Annotated in this window: 16 protein-coding genes; 12 read left to right on the top strand and 4 right to left on the bottom strand. The window is 65.4% G+C overall.

Translation table 11 applies throughout. The annotated features are described in order from the left end of the window. The first annotated feature begins 1 nt into the window (after position 1). From B0G69_RS15565 to B0G69_RS42720, 6 genes are all read left to right on the top strand, one after another. Positions 2-952, top strand: a complete 951-nt coding sequence (locus tag B0G69_RS15565; RefSeq protein WP_121318337.1) for a sugar kinase — start codon at positions 2-4, stop codon at positions 950-952. A gap of 83 nt (positions 953-1,035) precedes the next feature. Next, complete coding sequence (gene bktB / locus B0G69_RS15560; RefSeq protein ID WP_121318335.1) at positions 1,036-2,220, top strand: beta-ketothiolase BktB; 1,185 nt, start codon at positions 1,036-1,038, stop codon at positions 2,218-2,220. Between the two features lie 52 nt (positions 2,221-2,272). Beyond that, positions 2,273-2,947 (top strand): hypothetical protein, encoded by a 675-nt coding sequence (locus B0G69_RS15555; protein WP_121318332.1) that lies wholly within the window; start codon positions 2,273-2,275, stop codon positions 2,945-2,947. 157 nt (positions 2,948-3,104) lie between these two features. Beyond that, positions 3,105-4,289, top strand: a complete 1,185-nt coding sequence (locus B0G69_RS15550; protein ID WP_121318330.1) for a cystathionine beta-lyase — start codon at positions 3,105-3,107, stop codon at positions 4,287-4,289. 195 nt (positions 4,290-4,484) lie between these two features. Continuing rightward, positions 4,485-4,943 carry a hypothetical protein gene (locus B0G69_RS15545; protein ID WP_121318328.1) on the top strand — a complete coding sequence of 153 codons (459 nt, stop codon included), beginning with the start codon at positions 4,485-4,487 and terminating at the stop codon, positions 4,941-4,943. A 40-nt stretch (positions 4,944-4,983) separates the two neighbouring features. After that, positions 4,984-5,115 (top strand): hypothetical protein, encoded by a 132-nt coding sequence (locus B0G69_RS42720; protein WP_277873542.1) that lies wholly within the window; start codon positions 4,984-4,986, stop codon positions 5,113-5,115. Between the two features lie 71 nt (positions 5,116-5,186). Here B0G69_RS42720 and serB read toward each other — a convergent pair whose 3' ends face one another. Beyond that, positions 5,187-6,026, bottom strand: a complete 840-nt coding sequence (gene serB, locus B0G69_RS15540) for a phosphoserine phosphatase SerB (RefSeq protein WP_121318326.1) — start codon at positions 6,024-6,026, stop codon at positions 5,187-5,189. Positions 6,027-6,541: 515 nt separating this feature from the next. Between serB and B0G69_RS15535 the strand changes: the two genes are divergently transcribed. The 4 genes from B0G69_RS15535 to B0G69_RS15520 all read left to right on the top strand — a co-directional run bounded on the left by B0G69_RS15535 (position 6,542) and on the right by B0G69_RS15520 (position 12,402). After that, complete coding sequence (locus tag B0G69_RS15535; protein WP_121318324.1) at positions 6,542-7,792, top strand: cytochrome P450; 1,251 nt, start codon at positions 6,542-6,544, stop codon at positions 7,790-7,792. A gap of 170 nt (positions 7,793-7,962) precedes the next feature. Next, positions 7,963-8,991: a Ku protein gene (locus B0G69_RS15530; protein WP_121318322.1), complete on the top strand. Its 1,029-nt coding sequence runs from the start codon at positions 7,963-7,965 to the stop codon at positions 8,989-8,991. 71 nt (positions 8,992-9,062) lie between these two features. Then, a complete protein-coding gene (gene ligD / locus B0G69_RS15525; RefSeq protein ID WP_121319452.1) occupies positions 9,063-12,053 on the top strand; it encodes a DNA ligase D in 2,991 nt (996 codons plus the stop codon). Between the two features lie 43 nt (positions 12,054-12,096). Then, complete coding sequence (locus tag B0G69_RS15520) at positions 12,097-12,402, top strand: hypothetical protein (protein ID WP_121318320.1); 306 nt, start codon at positions 12,097-12,099, stop codon at positions 12,400-12,402. 82 nt (positions 12,403-12,484) lie between these two features. Here the strand turns inward: B0G69_RS15520 and B0G69_RS15515 are convergent, their stop codons facing one another. Continuing rightward, on the bottom strand, positions 12,485-13,438 hold the full coding sequence (locus tag B0G69_RS15515) for a LysR family transcriptional regulator (RefSeq protein WP_121318318.1): 954 nt from the start codon (positions 13,436-13,438) through the stop codon (positions 12,485-12,487). Between the two features lie 139 nt (positions 13,439-13,577). Here B0G69_RS15515 and B0G69_RS15510 point away from each other — a divergent pair, with 139 nt between their 5' ends. Then, a complete protein-coding gene (locus B0G69_RS15510; protein ID WP_121318316.1) occupies positions 13,578-14,594 on the top strand; it encodes a zinc-binding alcohol dehydrogenase family protein in 1,017 nt (338 codons plus the stop codon). Positions 14,595-14,979: 385 nt separating this feature from the next. Further along, positions 14,980-15,543: a DUF6013 family protein gene (locus B0G69_RS15505; RefSeq protein ID WP_121318314.1), complete on the top strand. Its 564-nt coding sequence runs from the start codon at positions 14,980-14,982 to the stop codon at positions 15,541-15,543. Between the two features lie 296 nt (positions 15,544-15,839). Here B0G69_RS15505 and fetB read toward each other — a convergent pair whose 3' ends face one another. Beyond that, positions 15,840-16,646, bottom strand: coding sequence for an iron export ABC transporter permease subunit FetB (gene fetB, locus B0G69_RS15500; protein ID WP_121318312.1), 807 nt, complete (start codon positions 16,644-16,646; stop codon positions 15,840-15,842). Further along, positions 16,643-17,356 carry an ATP-binding cassette domain-containing protein gene (locus B0G69_RS15495; RefSeq protein ID WP_121318310.1) on the bottom strand — a complete coding sequence of 238 codons (714 nt, stop codon included), beginning with the start codon at positions 17,354-17,356 and terminating at the stop codon, positions 16,643-16,645. Before B0G69_RS15495 ends, fetB begins: the two co-directional genes overlap by 4 nt. Between the last annotated feature and the right edge of the window lie 18 nt (positions 17,357-17,374).

Below are 17,374 nucleotides of genomic sequence, written 5' to 3'. Positions count from 1 at the left end.
GATGACCGCAAGCATTGCCGCAACGCCGCAAAGCCAGCCCGCAGCGGTCCTCGCCCTCGGCGAGGCGATGATCGAATTCAACCAGTCGGCGCAAGACCAGCCGAACTATTTGCAGGGCTTCGGCGGCGACACGTCGAACTTCTGCATTGCAGCGGCGCGCCAGGGCGCGCGCACCGGTTTCGTGTCGGCGGTCGGCGCAGATCATTTCGGGCGTCTGCTGGTCGATCTGTGGGAGCGCGAGCAGGTGGATACGTCGCTCGTGCGCGTCGATCCGCACGCGCCCACCGGCGTCTATTTCGTGTCGCACGGTCCGAACGGCCACGCATTCGACTACCTGCGCGCCGGTTCGGCCGCGAGCCGCTACGCGCCGCACGATTTGCCGCGCGACGCGATCGCCGCGGCCAAGGTCGTGCATCTGTCGGGCATCAGCCTCGCGATCAGCCTGAGCGCCTGCGATGCCGCACTGGAAGCGATCGCGCACGCGCGCGCCAACGATGTGCGCGTGAGTTTCGACACCAACCTGCGCCTGAAGCTGTGGCCGCTCGCGCGGGCCCGCGCGGTGATGCTCGAAGCGATCCGTCAAACCGACATCTGCCTGCCGAGCTGGGACGACGTCACCGACCTGACCGGCTTGACGGGGCGTGACGAGATCGTCGATTTCCTGCTCGCGCAGGGTCCGCGCGTGGTCGCGCTGAAGCTCGGCAAGGAAGGCTCGTATATCGCGACGCCCGACGAGCGGCGCGTCGTGCCGGGCCACGTCGTCAACGCGGTCGATGCGACCGGCGCGGGCGACTGCTTCGGCGGCGCGTTCATCGCGCGCATTGTCGAAGGCGACGATCCTTTTGCGGCGGCGCGTTACGCGAACGTCGCCGCGGCGCTGTCCACGCAAGGCTACGGCGCGGTGGCGCCGATTCCTTCGCGTGCCAGCGTCGAACGAATTCTGGCGGGCTGAACGCAACGCCATGCGCCGCGACGCGCGGCCCGCCAAGGCAAGATCATCTTAGAGACTTTCACAGACGAAAAGAGGAGCGAGCGATGCAACGGGACGTAGTGGTGGTAAGTGGTGTGCGTACGGCAATTGGCGCCTTTGGCGGCAGCCTGAAGGATTTTTCGCCGACCGATCTCGGCGCGCGGGTGGTGCGTGAGGTACTGACGCGCGCCGGCGTGTCGGGCGACGAAGTCGGCCACGTCGTGTTCGGCAACGTCGTGCACACCGAACCAAAAGACATGTATCTGGCGCGCGTCGCCGCGATCAACGGCGGCGTCGCGCAGCACACGCCCGCGTTGACCGTGAACCGCCTGTGCGGCTCGGGCCTGCAGGCGATCGTCTCGGCCGCGCAGAGCATCCTGCTCGGCGACGCCGACATCGCGATCGGCGGCGGCGCGGAAAACATGAGCCGCGCGCCCTATTCGATGCCCGCCGCGCGCTTCGGTCAGCGCATGGGCGACGCGCGCCTCGTGGACATGATGGTGGGCGCGCTGAACGACCCGTTCCAGTCGATCCACATGGGCGTGACCGCCGAAAACGTCGCGCGCCAATACGACATTTCGCGCGAAGCCCAGGACGCGCTCGCGCTCGAATCGCACCGCCGCGCGGCCCACGCGATCACGAGCGGCTACTTCAAGGAGCAGATCCTGCCGATCACGCTGGCGTCGAAGAAGGGCGACACGGTGTTCGACACGGACGAACACACGCGCATGAACGCATCGGCGGAAGACTTCTCGAAGCTCAAGCCGGTGTTCGCGAAGGAAAACGGCACGGTGACGGCTGGCAACGCGTCGGGCATCAACGACGCGTCCGCGGCGCTCGTGCTGATGGAGCGCGGTGTCGCCGAGCAGCGCGGCGTGAAGCCGCTCGCGCGGCTGGTGTCGTATGCACATGCGGGCGTCGATCCGGCGTACATGGGCATCGGTCCGGTGCCGGCTTCCCGCAAGGCGCTCGAACGCGCTGGCCTGACGGTCGCCGATCTCGACGTGATCGAGGCGAACGAAGCCTTCGCCGCGCAGGCCTGCGCGGTCAGCAAGGAGCTCGGCTTCGATCCGGCGAAGGTCAATCCGAACGGCTCGGGCATTTCGCTGGGCCATCCGATCGGCGCAACCGGCGCGCTGATCACGGTCAAGGCGCTATACGAACTGCAGCGGATCGGCGGGCGCTATGCGCTCGTCACGATGTGCATCGGCGGCGGGCAGGGTATCGCGGCGATCTTCGAGCGGATTTGACGCTCGCAGTGAACCGGTAGCAAGCAGGTATCAGGTAATGAGGAAGGAACGGATGCGGGAATCGAAAGCGATGAAGGGCGCGGCGAAGGATGCGCTGAAGGGCGCGACGGCGCGGCGCAGTTGGTCAATCATGAGCGCGGCCGCGTTGCTGTGCGCCGGCACGGTGGCGTTGACACCCGCGCAGGCCTGGGCGGAAAGCGATGCGGTCAAGCAACTGGCGGCGCCTGCGGCGATCCAGTTGCCGCTCAAGCCGAGCCCCGAGTTCGCAAAATTCCCGCGTTACGCCGGCACGCTGGGCTCGCGTCAGATCGTGCTGCGGCTCGGTGCGAAAACCGACGATCCGTCCGGCGTGCACGGCGAATATCAGTACACCGATACCGGCGAGGTGATCCTGATCGCCGGCGACCGTAATGGCGATACGCTCGAAGTCGAGGAATCGAACGACGGCACCCATATCACCGGTAACTGGGTCGGCACGTTCGCCGCCGACGGCTCGGTGGAGGGCGACCGCATGAACGTCGACGATTCCGATCCGCAGCCGTTCAATCTGAAGCCGCTCGCGGCGGGGCAGGCGGTGCCTGCTGCGGCGGCCAGAGCCGCGCCAGCAGGGGGAGCGGCGCAGCAAGCTCCGGCCAGCGGCCGCGCCGCTGGGTCCGCGCCGGCGCCGGCAGCCAGGAACGGCGGTCAACCGGTGGGCGGCGTCAGCAATCTGCAAACCGGCGAGTGAAACCACCGCTACGCGAGCCGTCGGTCGATCCGACGCAATTTCGCTGCCTCGTCTACGCTTGCCTAGGCGGCGCGTGTGCCGAAACCGCGCGCTCGCCGCTTCTGTCTCGCTTCCGTCCGCTTTTATCCGTTTCTCTCAGCTTTCATCGAACTTCGCCATGACCCAATCCAAACTCAAACGCGGTCTGCAAACCCGCACCGTGCGCGCCGAGGACCAATTGACGCCGGGCTTCGAGTCGTTTTCGATGCCGGTCACGCGAGCGTCGACGGTCGTGTTCCCCGATCTCGCGACCATGCGCGCGCTCGACTGGAAAAACGACGCCCAATGGCGCTACGGCCTGCATGCGACGCCGACTTCGCTCGCGCTCGCACAGCGCCTCGCCGCGATTGAAGGCGGCAAGCATGCGCTGCTGCAGCCGTCGGGGCTGTCGTCGATTTCGAACGTGTACTTCGGCCTCGTGAAAGCGGGCGACGATGTGCTGATTCCCGATAACGTCTACTCGCCGAATCGCGATCATGGCGACTGGCTGGCGCGCGATTTCGGCGTCAGCGTGCGTTATTACGATCCGCTGATCGGCGCGGGCATCGCCGATCTGATCCAGCCGAATACGCGCCTCATCTGGATCGAAGCGCCGGGCTCGGTGACGATGGAAGTGGCCGACGTGCCCGCGATCACGGCGGCGGCGCGCGCGCGCAAGGTCGTCACGGCGATCGACAACACGTGGTCCGCGGGGCTCGCATTCCGGCCGTTCGAGCACGGCGTGGACATCTCGGTGCAGGCGCTGACCAAGTATCAGTCGGGCGGCGGCGACGTGCTGATGGGCGCGACGATCACGGTCGACCGCGAATTGCATCTGAAGCTGAAGGCGGCGCGCATGCGCATGGGCATCGGCGTCTCGTCGGACGACTGCTCGCTGATTCTGCGCAGCCTGCCTTCGATGCAGCTGCGCTTCGCGCAGCATGACCGCGCGGCGCTCGGTCTGGCGACATGGCTGAAAAGCCGCCCGGAAATTTCCGCGGTGTTACATCCGGCAATCGCCGACTGTCCTGGCCACGAGTTTTATAAGCGCGATTTCACGGGCGCGGGCGGGCTGTTTTCGGTCGTGTTCGACGAGCGTTACAGCGCGGCGCAAATCGATATGTTCTGCGAGTCGCTCGAGCTCTTCTCGCTCGGCTGGAGCTGGGGCGGTGCGCACAGCCTCGCCATGCCGTACGACGTCGCGTCGATGCGTACCGCCGGGCATTGGCCGCATCGCGGGACCTTGGTGCGGTTCTATATCGGCCTGGAAGAAGAGGCGGATTTGCGTGCGGACATCGAGCAGTGCCTGGCCGCGCTGGATTAGACGGCTGAGCGCGTTCGCTGAGGGGGACCCCACGGTGATGCCATAAGTAAGCCCATCGGGACACGTTGCCGGTGGGTTTTTTTTTGCCCCAATAGCCAGTAAGCCTAACCATTTTGGCTGAATAGCCGGGACGAAATCTCGACGCTACGATGGTGCATATCCTGACCAATGGCTGCTGCACGACGGCGACCCTCGATGAATCTATTCTTCTGGATGTTGCTGAATCTTGGCGTGCCGATTGTCGGACCAATCTTCACGCTGGCGCTCGTCGCACCCGCGCACGGCTGGCACGTCGCGAAGGCGTTGATCGGCGCCTCGGTGAAAGACGGCCAGCTGTTCTGGTGCGCGATCGGACTGTGTGCATCGGCGGTCTACGAAGCCGTGACGGCGTTGGAGCGGGGGAACGGTGAACTGTCGTTGCTGGCGTTTAGTATCGTGGGATTTTGTGTGGTCGCATTTTCCTGTTCGATCGTCGTGCTGTTGTGTTCGCTCAGTGTATGCGACGAGCACTGGGACGCGACTGCCGGTGATCGAACGGCATGGGGCGCGCGCAGAATATTGTCGCGCAGCGCGATAGGCCTGACGGGCTTGCTTACCTTCATAGTTGCGACTATGTTTGCAATCCTACACATACACCTGAATTCTAATTTTTAGATAGGGCTGCATTTATACTGGTTCTCTCGTGGAGGAACCGATGAGCAAGTTACTCGTTTCGCTGAGGTCTGAAAAAAATCAAGTGCGCATTATGACGGGGGTGGCTGTGGTCACCATCATCGTTTTCGTCAGCGAGATGGCGCTGCTTCTGCCCGCCATTCTGATGCGGTAGCGGGTCGGTCCGGATAGACCGTCACGGTGCAGCGCTCGCTGCGCGGCACCGCGCTGTGTTTCCCTTAGGCATCAGAACAGCCGCAGCAACCCGTCCAGTCCAACATGGTTGAACGCCACGCTGGCCGCTTCGCGCACCACCGGCTTCGCGCGGAAAGCGACAGACAGACCCGCGGCGGCCATCATCTTCAGATCGTTCGAGCCGTCGCCCATCGCAATCGCGCGGGTCGGTTCGATGCCGAGCGTGGCGCACGTTTCGCACAGCATGCGCGCTTTCACATCCGCGTTGACGATCTCGCCGATCACCTTGCCGGTCAGCTTGCCGTCCACGATTTCGAGCGTGTTTGCGCGCGTGAAATCGAGACCCAGGCGTGCTTTCAGTTTTTCGGTGAAGAACGTGAATCCGCCCGACACCAGCAATGTTTTCAATCCCGCTTGTTTCGCACCGGCCAGCATCCGCTCCGCGCCCGGCGACAGTTGCAGGCGCTCTTCATAAACGCGTTCGAGCGCGCTTGCGTCGAGACCCTCGAGCAGTGCGACGCGGCGCGTCAGGCTTTCGTTGAAGTCCTTGATCTCGCCGCGCATCGCAGCCTCGGTAATCGCCGCCACTTCGGCCTTTAGTCCGCAGAAGTCGGCGATCTCGTCGATGCATTCGATCGTGATCAGCGTCGAATCCATGTCCATCGCGACCAGCCCGAAGTCGCGCAACTGGCGGCCGGCCTCGACGAACGCGTAGTCCAGTTGATGGGCGGCGCAATAGACCTCGACATCGCCGCGCTGCGCGACGCTTGCGTCCGCGATGCGAAGTGAGTTCGCGTCGATGACGGTGGCGTGCGATCCGCGTGCGAGCGCGATGAGCGTGGTGTGGTGATCGGCGGAAAGAGGCGCGGAGCTTTGAATGACGAGGTTCATGGACGACGCAGTGACGCAGGAAAGAGGGCGCGCGGCGCGCGCGGAAAATCCCGCTATTGTATCGGTTCCGCGGGACGCGCCATCGCGAGCGCCCAGGAGGCGTCACAGGGACGGGCTGCGAGAAAAGGATCGACAGGCGCGGCGGTTGATTGCGCTCAGCCGTTGGATGCGTCCATCACGCTCGTCTGTCGAACGTCGCCGCTAAACGCGAGAGGACCTGCCGCCGTTTCTTCTGCAGCGCCACCAGGCGGCGCGTGCGGAGGGTGCGAACGCGCCGAAAGAAACATACGCTTCGCGCAGTACGACGATCAAGCCCAATCACCCCGGGCCGGGCCGCATGCGAGTCCCGCTGCACATGCGTCGTGCAATCCCTCCACGCCCGGTTCATACTGTCGCTTCCAACGACGCCCACCAGCCTGTGCCCGTCCCGACCTTGCGCGCCCGACACCGCCAGCGCACGTCGGAACAAACACACTGGCACAAGCAACAAGGCGCATCCCTACGGAGACAACCGCATGACCCCGGCGACCGCCAGCGACGCATCCTCTCTTGCACGCGACTTCGATCTTCGCCACCTGAGCCCCGCGTTCTACGCCAATCCCTATCCGGTCTACCACGCGCTGCGCACCCACGAGCCGATCCGGCGCATGCCCGACGGGTCACTGTTTCTGACGCGCTTTCGCGACGTGCAGGCGGTCTACCGCGACCCGAAAACTTTCAGCTCCGACAAGACCGTCGAGTTCAAGCCGAAATACGGCGACTCGCCGCTCTACGCTCATCACACGACCAGCCTCGTCTTCAACGACCCGCCGCGTCACACACGCGTGCGCAAACTGATCGCCGGCGCGCTCACGGCGCGCGCGATCGCGGCGATGGAGCCGGGCCTGATCCGCCTCGTCGATGGCTTGCTCGATGTGGCGGCCCGGCGCCGCCGCATCGATCTGATCGGCGAGTTCGCATCGGCGATTCCGGTCGAGATCATCGGCAATCTGCTGGACGTTCCGCATGACGAGCGCGAGCCGCTGCGCGACTGGTCGCTCGCGATCCTCGGCGCGCTCGAACCGTCGCTCAGCGACGCGCAGCTCGAACGCGGCAATCGCGCGGTGAGCGAGTTCGTCGACTATCTGCGCGAACTGGTCGCGCGGCGCCGGCGCGAACCGGGCGACCCGCAACACGACGTGCTGACGCGGCTGATCCAGGGCGAAGCGGGTGGCGAGCAATTGTCGGAAGCGGAGTTGCTGCAAAACTGCATTTTCATTCTGAATGCCGGGCACGAGACCACGACCAACCTGATCGGCAATGGACTCGTCACACTGACCGACTGGCCCGAGCAGCGCGCCGCGTTGCTGCGCGAGCCCTCGCTGATCGAGTCGGCGATCGAGGAATGTCTGCGCTACGAGAGCTCGAACCAGCTCGGCAACCGGATGGCGACCGTCGACACCGAGATCGGCGGCGTCGAGGTCGCGCGCGGCACGCCGGTCACGCTGTGCATCGGCGCGGCCAATCGCGACCCGGAACAGTTTGTGCAGCCGGACCGTTTCGACATCCGCCGCGATCCGAACCGGCATCTCGCGTTCGGCTTCGGCATCCATCAATGCGCCGGGTTGTCGTTGGCGCGGCTCGAGGCGCGTATCGCAATCGGACGTTTCGTGCAGCGTTTTCCGACGTATCGCCTTGCTGGCGAGCCGACGCGTGGCGGACGCGTGCGCTTTCGCGGCTTCGCGGCCGTGCCGGTCGACGTCGCGCCCGAAGCGGGGCCGGCCTAGCGCCACGCACCGTAGCTTTTGCCGTCCTGACGAAAGTCTTACCGCCCGGGTAGCGGGCCGCGCTTCATCCGCAAGCGCCGGCGCACCGCCTACACCGCGCCCGGCTCCGTCCGCCGAACCGTGGCACGCTTGCTGCTTCGCTTCAAGTCTTAGGCTCACGGGAGCGCACGATGGCACACATGATCTGGAAAGGCGCAATCAGTTTCGGGCTCGTCCACGTGCCGGTGCAGTTGTATCCGGCAACGCAGTCGGAGAAGGTCGGCTTCAATCTGCTGGACAAGCGCACGATCGATCCGGTCGGCTACAAGCAGATCAACAAGCGCACGGGCAAGGACGTGAGCCGCGACAACATCGTGCGGGGGTTCGAGTACGAAAAGGACAAGTACGTCGTGCTGTCGGACGACGAAATCCGCGCGGCGAATCCCGAGTCGACGCAGACGGTCGACATCCTCGCGTTCGTCGATGCATCCGATATCTCGTTCCTTTATCTCGACACACCGTACTTCCTGACACCCGACCGCAAGGGCGACAAGGTCTATGCGTTGCTGCGCGAAGCCATGAAGGCGTCGGGCAAGGTCGGCGTCGCGAGTGTCGTGCTGCACAACAAGCAGCATCTGGCGGCGCTCATTCCGGTCGGCCCGGTGTTGGCGCTGAACACGCTGCGTTGGGCCGCCGAGGTGCGCGGCTTCGACGAATTCAAGCTGCCTCCCGAAGGGATGAAGGCCGCGGGTGTGTCGGCGCGGGAACTCGACATGGCGAAGAAGCTGATCGACGACATGAGCGATGCGTGGGACCCGTCGCAGTATCACGACACGTTCCGCGACGACATCATGGCGCTGGTCGATCGCAAGATTCGCGCGGGCAAGACCGAGGAGATCACCGAGGTCGAAGCGCCGCACGAGTCGCGGCAATCGGCCGATATTCTCGACCTGTCCGATCTGCTCAAACGGAGCCTGGGCCGAGGCAAAGGCAAGCCGGCGGCAGGCGCTCGCAAGCGCGCGGCAGACGATGACGACGATCAGGACGACGCCGAGGCTGACGGCAAGGCTTCGACGCCGGCGCGAAAGAAGCCTCGCACGACACGTGCGGCGAGCACGCCACGCAGTCGCGGTAGCGGCAGCGGTACTGCCGGCGCTCGGGCGACGGCGGCCAAAACCGCAGCGGCGCCAGCGGCCCGCAAGCGGCGCGCGGCCGCATGAACGCCCGCCCACCTGAGCGTTGCGCTGACGGTTAGCGCCGCGCCCCATCCATTTTGGACGACGTCATCGCCATGAACGACAGACTCGACCTCTACCACCGCAAGCGTCGCTTCGACGAAACGCCGGAGCCTGCCGGCACCCGGACGGGCTCGAAGCGTTCCGCCGGCCGCAAAACGGCGGAACGCTCGAAAGACCAGACGCTCGCTTACGTGATTCAGGAGCATGACGCGCGGCGGCTGCATTACGACTTCCGGCTCGAACTCAATGGCACGTTATTGTCGTGGGCGGTGCCGAAAGGGCCGAGTCTCGATCCGTCGGTGAAGCGGCTCGCGGTGCACGTCGAAGATCACCCGGTCGAATACGGCTCGTTCGAAGGAGAGATCCCTGCGGGCAACTACGGGGCGGGCAGCGTGCTCGTGTGGGATCGCGGCTCGTGGGAGCCGGTTGGTGGCGCGGCGGAGGCGGCGCGCTCCTATGCGGCGGGCAAGCTCAAATTCCAGCTTCACGGTGAGAAGCTGCGCGGCGGCTGGACGCTGGTGCGCAGTCACATGCGCGGCAGCGGCGACAAGGAACAATGGCTGTTGATCAAGGAGCGCGACGATGAAGCGCGCGACGAGAGCGAGTATGACGTTCTGAAAAAGCGTCCCGGGAGTGTGCTCGGTGGCGGGTCGGCAGCGGGGAGTGGGGCGAACTCGAAAGGTGCTGCGGGCAAAACCGCGAGCAAGGGGAAAGGGAAAACCGCAAGCGGGCGGGCGAGTAAAACTGCGCCCGTCAGCGAAGGCGAAATTGCAAACGAGACTCCCGGCAAGGGCAAAAAACGGAAGGACGCAAGCAGCACCGCAACAGAACCTGCCATGGCTTCGACAACGAATACGCCGCCCAGCAGGACTTCTCCGGGCGCCGTCAAAGCCGTCGCCCGAAGCAACACAAGATCCGCAACGTCGAGCCGCGCGGACCCGAAGCGGCCCGACATCGTCTCCACCCGCACCGGGGAGTCTCTGCGCGAGCTTGCCGCGTCGCCGTCGATCGAAGGGGCCGTCAAGGCTCGTTTGCCCGCCACGTTCAAGCCGCAACTGGCGACGCTCGTCGACGCCGCTCCACCCGGCGACGACTGGGCCTACGAAATCAAGTTCGACGGCTATCGCGTGCTGGCGCGCATCGAGCGTTCGGTCAAAGGCGGCGCCGTCAAGGTATTCACGCGCGCGGGCAACGACTGGACCGCGAAGTTCAGCAAGCAGGTTGAGGCGCTCGACCAACTCGGCCTCGAAAGCGCATGGCTCGACGGCGAAGCGGTCGTGCTCGACGAGCAGGGCGTGCCGAGTTTTCAGGCACTGCAAAACGCGTTCGATTCGAACCGTCCGCAGGACATCGTCATCTATCTGTTCGACGTGCCGTTCCTGAACGGCTACGACTTGCGCGGCGTGCCGCTCGAACAGCGCCGCGCGATTCTGCACGCGCTGCTCGAGGAGGTCGACGACAGCGTGCTGCGCTTCTCGAACGACTTCGCGTTCAGCGCCGACGAACTGCTCAGGAGCGCGTGCGACATGGCCCTCGAAGGCATCATCGGCAAGCGGCGCGACAGCGGCTATCTGTCGGGGCGCTCGCAGACGTGGATCAAGTTGAAGTGCCGGCGGCGCCAGGAGTTCGTGATCGGCGGATATTCCGAGCCGAGCGGCAGCCGCGCGGCGTTCGGGGCGCTGCTGCTCGGCGTCTACGACGGCGAGGGGCGGCTGCGCTACGCCGGGCGGGTCGGTACGGGCTTTGACGCCGCGTTGCTGCGCACGGTCAAGAAAGCGCTCGATGCCCACGAGACGAAGCGCATGCCGTTCGCCGCCGCGCCGCGCGAGCGCAGCCGCACGCCGGTGCACTGGGTCGAACCGGTGCTCGTCGCCGAATGCAACTTCGCCGAGTGGACGAGTGACGGCATCGTGCGCCAGGCGTCGTTCGTGAGTTTGCGCGACGACAAGCCGGCGCGTCAGATCGTCAAGGAAACATCCCGCCAAGGAGCCGACGTGCAACAGCAAACCGATAACGGGTCCGATGCCGCGCCGAAGAAGCGGGCGGTGTCGAAGGCGGCTGGGTCAAAGACCTCTGCTTCGGAGACTACTGCTTCAAAGACCGCTGCCGCAAAGACCGCGACCGCAAAGACCGCTGCGAAAACAACCACCCCCAGCCAAGTCGCAAGCGTGCGCATCTCCCACCCCGACCGTGTCATCGACAAAAGCACCGGCACGCGCAAGATCGACCTCGTGCGGTACTACGAGTCCGTCGCCGACTGGATGCTGCCGCATCTGCAGGACCGGCCGGTGTCGCTCGTGCGTGCGCCCGAGGACATCGGCGGCGAACTGTTCTTTCAGAAGCACAGCCAGAAGCTATCGATTCCGAACGTCACGCAGCATCCCGGCCTCGACCCCGGCCATCCGCCGCTGATCACCATCGAGACGATCGAGGCGCTGGTCGGCGCGGCACAAATGGGCACGGTCGAATTTCACACGTGGAATGCGCTAGCCGCGAATATCGAAAAACCGGATCGCATGGTGTTCGATCTCGACCCCGACGCGGCGCTCGGCTGGGAGCGCATGATCGAAGCCGCGCAACTCACGCGCTCGCTGCTCGACGAACTCGGCCTCAAGTCGTTCTGCAAGACGAGCGGCGGCAAGGGCCTGCATGTCGTCGTGCCGCTCGCGAAGCAAGCCGGCTGGGACGAGGTGAAGGACTTCTCGCAAGCCGTCGCGCAACATATGGCGGCGACGCTGCCCAAGCAATTCAGCGCGAAGATGGGCGCCCAAAATCGTAAGCAAAAGATCTTCGTCGACTATCTGCGCAACAACCGCGGCTCCAGCACGGTGGCCGCATTCTCGGCACGCGCGCGGCCGGGGCTGGGCGTGTCGGTGCCGCTTTCATGGGACGAAGTCGCAGCCACCACGGGCGGCGATCAGTGGACCATCGAGAACCTGCACGAGCGTCTCGCCGATCTCGCAAGCGATCCCTGGGCGGATTATGAGAAGACGCGCCAGCGCATTACCGCCGCGATGAAAAAACGCCTGGACGGAGCGCGATGAGCGTTTGCCAGCCGATCTCACTCAATACGGGAAGGAGCACATCATGAAGACCTCACCGCAATCGTCGGACGGCGACAAGCAGGCCGATCCGCATGGGCAAAAGCAGCCGCGTTCGTTGCAGGACGCCGCCGCGCCGCTGCCGCATGAAACCGATCAGGACCCGGAGTCGCAGCACGAGGACGAGCCGCGCCATATCGGCAAGCAGGCGCATCGGGATCTCGAACATGGCCTGAAAGACACCGACCGCCGCGGCGGCGACGAGTATCAGCAGCAGACACAGAACGATACGCACACCGATGTGAATTCGGACGGCAAGCAGAGCGATGCGGGGCGGCCAGGCAAGCGCTGATGGAGGGGGCGTCGAGCGCCGGTGAACGGTGGGTCGAGCTGGTGTTGCCGCAGTTTCGGCCCAAGCCAACTCGAACCCAACCTCACTCAGCCTCACGATCCCAATAAGGCGGATCGCCAAAATGCGCTGCCAAAAACTCGATGAGCGCGAGCGTCTTCGGTGGCACGAACGCGCGGCTCGGATACACGGCCCAGATCGCCACCTCCTCGGCGAGCGGATAGGCGTCGAGCACGCTGACCAGTGCGCCGCTGCGCAAATAGGGCGCCACGTCCCACGTCGATTTCAGCGCGATGCCGAAACCGGCGAGCAGCGCATCGCGGATCACCTCGCCGTTGTCGGTGACGAGCCGTCCGCTCACGCGCACGTCGAGCGGCCCGGCAGGTGTGACGAAGGCCCAGTCGCGCTGGTCCGACAGAATCATGCATTCGTGCCGCGCGAGATCTGACGGGTGACGCGGTATGCCGTGTGCGGCGAGATAGGCGGGCGCCGCGCACAGCACCCGCCGGTTCACCGCGAGGCGCCGCGCGACCAGCGACGAATCCTTCAGCACGCCAACGCGGATCGCCACGTCGATTCCCGCATCGACGAGATCGACCAAGTGATCGGTGAGCCGCAAATCGACGCTGACGCCGGGATGGCGGCGCAGAAACTCGCTGATCACCGGCGACACGTGCTGCCGCCCGAACGACGAAGACATCGACACCCGCACCCGGCCCTGCGGCTCGGCCTGCGCACGGCCCACCGACGCGCGCGCGGCCGCCGCCGCGTCGAGCAGCGCTTCGGCGCGTGTCATGAACACTTCGCCGTCCTGCGTGAGACTGATGCGGCGAGTCGTCCGGTGCAGCAGGCGCGCGCCGAGGAGCCGTTCCAGTTGGGCGATCCGCGAACTCGCGACTGCCGCCGACAAACCGAACTCGCGGCCGGCGGCCGACACGTTGGCGAGCAGCGCGGCGCGCACGAACAAGGCGACGTCGAGCAGATCGAGCCGCTCCCGTTCGCTGGACGAGGAGCGCGCGGTGGGATCGGGAAGAGGCATTATTCGGAAAGACAAAAAGATGTTTCAGTCATTATGCCGGTTTTAGAAGAGTAAGAATCGCCGTAGGATGCCGCCCATGGATCGACGGCAAGCTGCGCCGATCCTTCATCTCATTGAAACGGACAGAACAGGAGCCTCCATGAAAGCCGTCGGTCTCTACCGCTACTTGCCGATCGATCAAACCGAAGCGCTGGTCGACGTCGATATTCCGACGCCCGAAGCCACCGGGCGCGACCTGCTGGTGAAGGTCGAGGCGATCTCCGTCAATCCGGTCGACACCAAGGTGCGCGCGCCGAAAGACAGCGTCGAAAAGACGCCGCGCGTGCTCGGATGGGATGCCGCCGGCACGGTCGCCGCAGTCGGCCCGGACGTCACGCTGTTCAAGGTCGGCGATCCGGTGTTCTATGCGGGCAGCATCACGCGGCCAGGCGCGAACAGCGAGTTCCATCTGGTCGACGAACGGATCGTCGGGCGCAAGCCGGCGTCGCTCGATTTCACGCACGCGGCCGCGCTGCCGCTGACCGCGATCACCGCGTGGGAAGCATTGTTCGACCGCCTCGGCGTGTCGCCGCAAGGCGCGGACGAAGGCCGCACGGTGCTGATCTTCGGCGGCGCGGGCGGGGTCGGCTCGATCGGCATTCAACTGGCGAAGCAGCTGGCGAAGCTGAAAGTGATCGCGACCGCGTCGCGTCCCGAATCGGCGAAATGGGCGACCGAACTGGGCGCGGACCATATCGTCGATCACTTCGGCGACATTCCCGCGCAGTTGAAAAAGCTCGGCATCGAGCAGGTCGATTACGTGCTGATGTTCAACGACACCGACAGGAATTTCCCTGCGGCCGCGGAAATCATCAAGCCGCAAGGCGGCATTTGCACGATCGTCGAGAACAGCAGCCCTGTGCCGGTCGAACTGCTGAAGGCGAAAAGCGCCGCGTTCCATTGGGAATTCATGTTCACCCGTTCGATGTTCGGCACGCCCGACATGATCGAACAGCACAAGCTGCTGACCGAAGTCGCGCGCCTCGTCGACGCGGGTATGCTGCGCACCACCGTCGGAGAAGAACTCGGGACGATCAACGCGGCGAATCTGCGCCGTGCGCATCGGCTGCTCGAACAAGGGCGCACGATCGGCAAGCTGGTGCTCACGGGCTTCTAAGGCGCGCGGCGCGCGAATAGCGTGGGTCGGTAGGGCCGGCGCCGCAGTGATGTGCGCCGGCCATGTTCATTTGCCGCGCATCATGCGAGACAACGCAATGCGATGTGCGGCCGCACGGTGCGATCGAAGCGGCGGCCCGAACCTCCTACTATCCCGGCGTTTCGCCGATTGCACACGCAGAAAACGCGTCCCTGCAAGCGGGTTAACACCCGAGCCTATGCGGCGCGCGCGGCGCCGCGCTTGGCGTTAGACTGGCGGTGCATCATGCGAAAACAGTTGCGTGTCTCGCGCACCGGTTCGCCGGACCAACCGCCCGAATCGGCGGTGCAGCACAGACAGTAGCGTTGAAGCGGGGCGCGCAGCGGCACAACAACGAGGTGACAGTATGAGCTCCAGCTTCAAACTCTCCGCCGTTTCAGTTGTCGCTTCTCTCGCTTGCGCGCTCGCGCCCGTCATGTTCGTGCCGGCGGCTCACGCGGCCACGCCGATCACGGTGACGTCCCAGTCCGCGCTCGACGGTCCGATCCGCTACACGGTTCGCGTCACGTCGAAGCAGTTCGGCAACTCACAGGAAACCCGCACGATCCGCTCCGGCGAGACCGACGACTTCACGTGGAAGACCGTGCCGCCGGGCGGCCCGGTGGCCGGCACGGATGCGTGTCCCGACTACGCGTCGCTGCCGGTCGACACCAACGGCGCGATGATCCGCCAGACGCAGATCCGCTTTGCACCGGTCGTCGGCAGCGACGGCACGGCGAGCGTGCAGATGAACTTCCAGGCGCAGACGCCGCGCGGTGTGAAGACCGTGACGAGCGGCGGAAAGACGCTCAAGTGTCCGAACGATGTGCGCGTGAGTCAGATTCTGCGCTTCACGATGCCGGTCAATGGCAGCACGAAAACGCTCACGCTCAGCGACGGCACCGAAGTGGCGGTCAGCGCCAAGCGCTGAAGCCGGTTCAAGAGGATCGTGGTGGCGTCGGCGGCGCGCTGCAGGTGTGCCGCTGGGTGGGTGAGCGGCCCTTTGCGGCGATGTGCTCGGCGGCCCACGTGAACCTCGCGCGCCACTGCGGCGTCAAGCGAGTTGGCCGGGGCGTATCGAGCGAATCTGAGCATGTCTGCCGCTGCGCCTTCGCGCGAAGTTTGTCACGAGGTCTTTAGCACTGACTGAGCATGCCTTGCCGCCGTGCTGTGTTCGTGAGCGAGCCATCTTGCTCAGCCGCCAGGCACGGCCCGTCTGCCGACCCCTCACCGCCGCTTCACCGCCCGCTCCACCAGCCGCGCCGACAAAAACCGGTGCTCCGCCGAAAATAGCCGCCGGTATGTCAGCAGGACCGCGCCCACGGTCCCCAGCGACGATGACGCCGCGATCAGAAACATGATGACGATCTGATAGCGCACCGCCTGCAGCGGCGACTGCCCCGCCAGCACCTGGCCCGTCATCATGCCGGGCAGGCTCACCACGCCGACCACCGCCATCTGGTTCAACGTCGGCATCATGCCCGCGCGCACGGCCTGCTGCGCCGGGGCCTGCGCCGCTTCCCAGCGCGTCGCGCCGAGCGCGAGCGCCATCTCGACGCGATCGCGCCGCGCCGTCAATTCCTCGGTCATCCGTTCGATGCCGAGCGACACGCCGGTCAGCGTATTGCCGAGGATCATCCCGAGAATCGGAATCGCATACTGCGGTTCGTACCAGGGATGAATGCGGATCACGACGAACAAACCGACCGCGGCCACCAGCCACGAACTGACCCAGATCGACAGCACGCTGTCGGCGCGTTGCCCGGCATAGGTACGGCTGCCGCGCCCCGCGCCCGCGAAGCCGGCGATCAGCGTCATCACGATCATCAGCGGCAGCACGACGTACCAGCGGCCGTAACTGAACACCCAGCCGAGCACATAGCCGATCGCGAGCAGTTGCACCACAGTGCGCAGCGCGGCCCACGCGAGCTTGCGTTCGAGATCGAGCTTCAGCGCCACCGACACCGCGCCGTTGACGACGATCAGCAGCGCGGCGATCGCGACGTCCCACAAAGTCAGGTTCTGCAATGTCATGGCGCGGGCTCCTGATGCGCGGACATCGGCGCGGTGATTTCGTCGAGCGTGCCGGCGCGCATCGTCAGATGGCGTTCGCTCATGCGCGCCGCTTGCGCCGAATCGTGCGATACCCAGATCGACGCATGACGGCCGGGATCGGCGTCGAACCACGCGCGCACCAGAGCTTCGATCGCGAGCGACGACGCCGGGTCGAGCGATGCGGTAGGTTCGTCGAGCAGCAGCACCTCGGGCGCGAGTTGCAGCACGCGGATCAACGCGGTGATCTGCGCTTCGCCGCCGGACAGTTCGCTCGCGCGTTTGTCGAGAAAATCGTCGGCACGGCCCGCCTGCGTGGCGAGACTAGTCGCCCGCGCGCGATCGAAGCGCACGTCGCGATAGGCGCGCAATTCGAACGGATAGCGCAGGTTGTCTTCGACACTGCCGTCGAGCAGCGCGGGACGCTGCCGGATATAGGCGACGTTGCGCCGGTAACGCGGAATCGCGGCGCGCTCGACCGCCGCACCGTGCCACAGGATGCGTCCCGCATCGAGTGGATCGAGCAAGGCGAGTGCGCGCAGCAACACGCTCTTGCCCGAGCCGGACGCGCCAGTGATCGCGACTCGCTCGCCGGCGTGCAGCGCGAAGGTCGTCGGCTGCAGCAGCGTCTGGCCGCGCAGCGCATCGCGCCGCACGATACCGTCGGCGAGGACGAGGGGAACATCGGTCATAAGCTGATCGTAGTGGGG

The organism is Paraburkholderia sp. RAU2J (assembly GCF_003634845.1).
Lineage (GTDB): Bacteria > Pseudomonadota > Gammaproteobacteria > Burkholderiales > Burkholderiaceae > Paraburkholderia > Paraburkholderia fynbosensis.
This window is presented reverse-complemented; position numbering and strand designations above follow the sequence as displayed.

Bases quoted from the DNA above. Each gene is read 5' to 3' on its own strand.
- ligD (WP_121319452.1), top strand. From the start codon at position 9,063: ATGAACGACAGACTCGACCTCTACCACCGCAAGCGTCGCTTCGACGAA.
- B0G69_RS15510 (WP_121318316.1), top strand. From the start codon at position 13,578: ATGAAAGCCGTCGGTCTCTACCGCTACTTGCCGATCGATCAAACCGAA.
- B0G69_RS15555 (WP_121318332.1), top strand. From the start codon at position 2,273: ATGCGGGAATCGAAAGCGATGAAGGGCGCGGCGAAGGATGCGCTGAAG.
- B0G69_RS15495 (WP_121318310.1), bottom strand. From the start codon at position 17,356: ATGACCGATGTTCCCCTCGTCCTCGCCGACGGTATCGTGCGGCGCGAT.
- B0G69_RS42720 (WP_277873542.1), top strand. From the start codon at position 4,984: ATGAGCAAGTTACTCGTTTCGCTGAGGTCTGAAAAAAATCAAGTGCGC.
- B0G69_RS15550 (WP_121318330.1), top strand. From the start codon at position 3,105: ATGACCCAATCCAAACTCAAACGCGGTCTGCAAACCCGCACCGTGCGC.
- B0G69_RS15565 (WP_121318337.1), top strand. From the start codon at position 2: ATGACCGCAAGCATTGCCGCAACGCCGCAAAGCCAGCCCGCAGCGGTC.
- B0G69_RS15520 (WP_121318320.1), top strand. From the start codon at position 12,097: ATGAAGACCTCACCGCAATCGTCGGACGGCGACAAGCAGGCCGATCCG.
- B0G69_RS15535 (WP_121318324.1), top strand. From the start codon at position 6,542: ATGACCCCGGCGACCGCCAGCGACGCATCCTCTCTTGCACGCGACTTC.
- fetB (WP_121318312.1), bottom strand. From the start codon at position 16,646: ATGACATTGCAGAACCTGACTTTGTGGGACGTCGCGATCGCCGCGCTG.
- serB (WP_121318326.1), bottom strand. From the start codon at position 6,026: ATGAACCTCGTCATTCAAAGCTCCGCGCCTCTTTCCGCCGATCACCAC.
- B0G69_RS15515 (WP_121318318.1), bottom strand. From the start codon at position 13,438: ATGCCTCTTCCCGATCCCACCGCGCGCTCCTCGTCCAGCGAACGGGAG.
- B0G69_RS15545 (WP_121318328.1), top strand. From the start codon at position 4,485: ATGAATCTATTCTTCTGGATGTTGCTGAATCTTGGCGTGCCGATTGTC.
- B0G69_RS15530 (WP_121318322.1), top strand. From the start codon at position 7,963: ATGGCACACATGATCTGGAAAGGCGCAATCAGTTTCGGGCTCGTCCAC.
- bktB (WP_121318335.1), top strand. From the start codon at position 1,036: ATGCAACGGGACGTAGTGGTGGTAAGTGGTGTGCGTACGGCAATTGGC.
- B0G69_RS15505 (WP_121318314.1), top strand. From the start codon at position 14,980: ATGAGCTCCAGCTTCAAACTCTCCGCCGTTTCAGTTGTCGCTTCTCTC.